The sequence below is a fragment of the Streptococcus mitis genome (assembly GCF_001579035.1).
Lineage (GTDB): Bacteria > Bacillota > Bacilli > Lactobacillales > Streptococcaceae > Streptococcus > Streptococcus mitis_J.
Window position 1 is genome coordinate 107,481 of the sequence record NZ_KQ970290.1, and the last position, 3,313, is coordinate 110,793.

3 protein-coding genes are annotated in these 3,313 nt (G+C 41.1%); all 3 read right to left on the reverse strand.

Features of this window, described 5'->3' with window-relative positions:
• Window positions 1-292, reverse strand: a 292-nt coding sequence (locus SMIDD26_RS08720) for a tRNA (cytidine(34)-2'-O)-methyltransferase (protein ID WP_167747507.1), incomplete at its 3' end; no start/stop codon positions are given.
• 192 nt (window positions 293-484) lie between these two features.
• Window positions 485-1,315 carry an energy-coupling factor transporter transmembrane component T family protein gene (locus tag SMIDD26_RS08725; protein WP_061439849.1) on the reverse strand — a complete coding sequence of 277 codons (831 nt, stop codon included), beginning with the start codon at window positions 1,313-1,315 and terminating at the stop codon, window positions 485-487.
• Window positions 1,300-2,982, reverse strand: a complete 1,683-nt coding sequence (locus SMIDD26_RS08730; protein ID WP_061439850.1) for an ABC transporter ATP-binding protein — start codon at window positions 2,980-2,982, stop codon at window positions 1,300-1,302. Before SMIDD26_RS08730 ends, SMIDD26_RS08725 begins: the two co-directional genes overlap by 16 nt.
• Window positions 2,983-3,313: the final 331 nt, after the last annotated feature.

Below are 3,313 nucleotides of genomic sequence, written 5' to 3' on the forward strand. Positions count from 1 at the left end.
AATGGTCCTCGTCAGTCGATAAATCCACATCAGAATACACTTTCTCAGCAAATTTTGAGATCAGATAGAGTTTGCCCTTCATATGAGACATGAAATCCTCCAAACTCTCGTAAAAATAAATCTCTAGTTTATCCCAATAATCCAATCCAGCTCGCTTCATCTTGCGGTCGTCAATAGGAAAGCCCATTGGCTTGATGATGTGGAGGGGAGAATTGGTCGCAGCGCAAGTACGCGCAATATTGCCTGTATTTTGTGGAATTTGAGGTTCAAATAATACAATGTGATTTGTCATGACTTGTTTCCTTTCACCATTGCAAAAAAATAGCCACACTGCCCGGAGTCAAGCTCAGCAAACAGCGTGGTTAAGGCATCGTTAACTTACCTCACAACAGGTTTGAAGTAAATCAGCGAAACTACTTTCTTAGTATAACACTTTCAGAATCATTGTCAATAGAAACGACTTGATTTTTTCGATTTTTTCAAGCTATTTCCAAGGGTTGTAAAATCGTCCCTGATTCTGCAAGATAAGTAGTAAACTAGCTACTAAAAACAAGGCTGCCAAGAACAATGTAAGATAGTCTCCTTTTTTCAAGGCCTGATAACTATACCAAGTGCGTTTTTTCTCTTTCCCAAAGCGCCGAAGCTCCATGGCTGTAGCGATGGTATCAATGCGTTCTAGCGAGCTAAAAATCAAGGGAGTGATAATGCGCAGATTGCCTTTGATTCGTTGCATAAGCGAAGCTTTCTTGGATAATTCCATCCCACGCGCTTCCTGAGACATCTTGATGGTAAAGAATTCTTCCTGTAAATCTGGAATATAACGCAAGGTCAAACTAACAGAATAGGCAATTTTGTAAGATACCCCAATTTGATTTAAACTGGAAGCAAACTGACTAGGGTGGGTTGTCATCAAAAAGATAATAGCCAGAGGAATAGTGCAAAGGTACTTAATAGCCAAATTTAGCAGATAAAAGAGCTCTTGACTGGTCAGAGTGTAGGCACCGATTCCCTGCCAAATCACACTTCTCTCTCCGTAAAGTCCAACCCCATATTCAGGAGAAAAGAGATAGACCATCAAGACATTCAAAATAGCAAATACCGTCGCAAAAATTGCCACAAAAGAAACATCTTTAAAGCGGATTTCTGACAAATAGAGGAGAAAGAGCGAAAAGATGGCAATCAGAACAAGCAGTCTGGTATCATAGCTGATCATGGCCGCCAATGACACGAGAATGAAAAAGAGAAGTTTCCCAGCTCCTGACAAGCGATGAATCACAGTATCTCTATGCTGGTAACCGATTAATTTAGCTTGCATCCTTCTCTCCTTTCTTTGTAAAATGCCGTTAAAGCAAGTGGATCCACGTCTAATTTCTTGGCCAAGTTGAAGATAGAAGTTTCTTTTAGGTTGGCTTTTACTAACAGCTCAGGATTGCTCAACAGACTAGCTGGATCAGTATCGGCAATCAATTCCCCATCCACCATAACAAGGGCTCGGTCTGAATAATCCAGCATCAATTGCATATCATGAGTAATCATGACAATCGTATGCCCTTTTTGATGCAGTTCTTCAAGAAATTCCATAATCTCAGTATAGTTCTTCTGGTCTTGACCAGCTGTCGGTTCATCTAGGAGGATAATTTCAGCTCCTAAAACTAAAATTGAAGCAATGGTGACACGTTTTTTCTGACCAAATGACAGGGCAGAAATAGGCCAATTACGGAATTCATAAAGACCACAGATTTTCAAGGTTTCATAGACTCTCGTTTCAATTTCCTGCTCGTCCACACCTCGCAAACGTAGTCCCAGAGCCACCTCATCAAAAATCATATTGGTTGAAATCATTTGATTGGGATTTTGCAGCACATAGCCTACTCGTTCCGCCCGCTCTGCAACAGAATCTCCTTTGATATCCTGTCCTTCCCAAAGATAGCGGCCTTCCGTCTGAATAAAGCTACTTAAGGCCTTGGCTAAAGTTGATTTCCCAGCCCCATTTTTCCCGACAATGGCAATCTTTTCACCCTTTTTAATATCTAAATGTAGGGATTTTAAAATCGGTCTATCATCATAAGAAAAAGATACTTCCTCTAGTCTAAAGAGTGACTGCAATTCTTGGGTTTCTTTTGCCAGTTCATTCTGTAGCTGAACCTGACCTTTTGAGATAGACAAGTTGTCCAAATTTGCTAATTGTTCTTCTTTAGCTAAATCCACACCCAATTGACGTAAAGTGGTTAGATAAAGGGGTTCTCGAATTCCATTTTGTGTCAATAAATCAGTCGCCAGTAACTGGTCAGGACTCCCATTAAAGAGGATACGACCATCGTTTATCAAGACAATCCGATCCACAGGACGATGCAGAACGTCCTCCAAACGGTGCTCAATAATAAGGGTCGTCGTCCCCTCCTCCTTATGAATCTGGTCAATCAATTCGATAATATCCTGACCTGACTTGGGATCCAGATTGGCGAGCGGCTCATCAAACAAAAGAATCGGACTTTCATCAATCAAGACACCAGCCAGACTGACCCGCTGCTTTTGTCCACCTGACAAATCCTGAGGACGCTGAGACAGTAAAGGAAGAAGGTCCAGCTTTTCAGCCCATTTATAAACACGATTTTTCATCTCATCTAGGGCTGTCACATCATTTTCCAGAGCAAAAGCCAAATCTTCTGCCACAGACAGACCGATAAACTGCCCATCTGTATCCTGCAAAACTGTACTGACTAAATGAGATTTATCGTAGATGCTCATATCAAAGGCCGCTTGCCCCTTAATCAAAAATTCTCCAGACATCTGACCCTTGTAAATATTTGGAATGATTCCATTTAAACACTGACCCAAGGTAGATTTACCTGACCCAGATGGCCCAACAATTAAGACTTTCTCTCCCTTGTAAATGGTCAAGCCTACCCCTTGCAAGGTCGGTTCTTGTTGTGTTTCATACCGGAAAGAGAAATCCTTCCACTCAATTATAGCTTCTTTCATCTTACTCTCTTCATTCGCTTCTTCTACTCAATGAAAATCAAAGAGCAAACCAGGAAGTTAGCCGTAGGTTGCTCAAAACACTGTTTTGAGGTTGCAGATAGAGCTGACGCGGTTTGAAGAGATTTTCGCAGAGTATTAGACTTCTATTTTATCATAAACTAACCCATTCTTGCAGTCTCTTCTCTTAAAATCTTAGCGCCAAAAAGATTCCTATCCTAGCTTACTTGCCTAACTAATCTATAAACATCGAAAAAGACTGGTTGCCCAGCCTTCCCCATCATTTTAGTCCTTTTTCAAACTTCCTGCACGAGTTTGAGTTCCTGCATAGGCA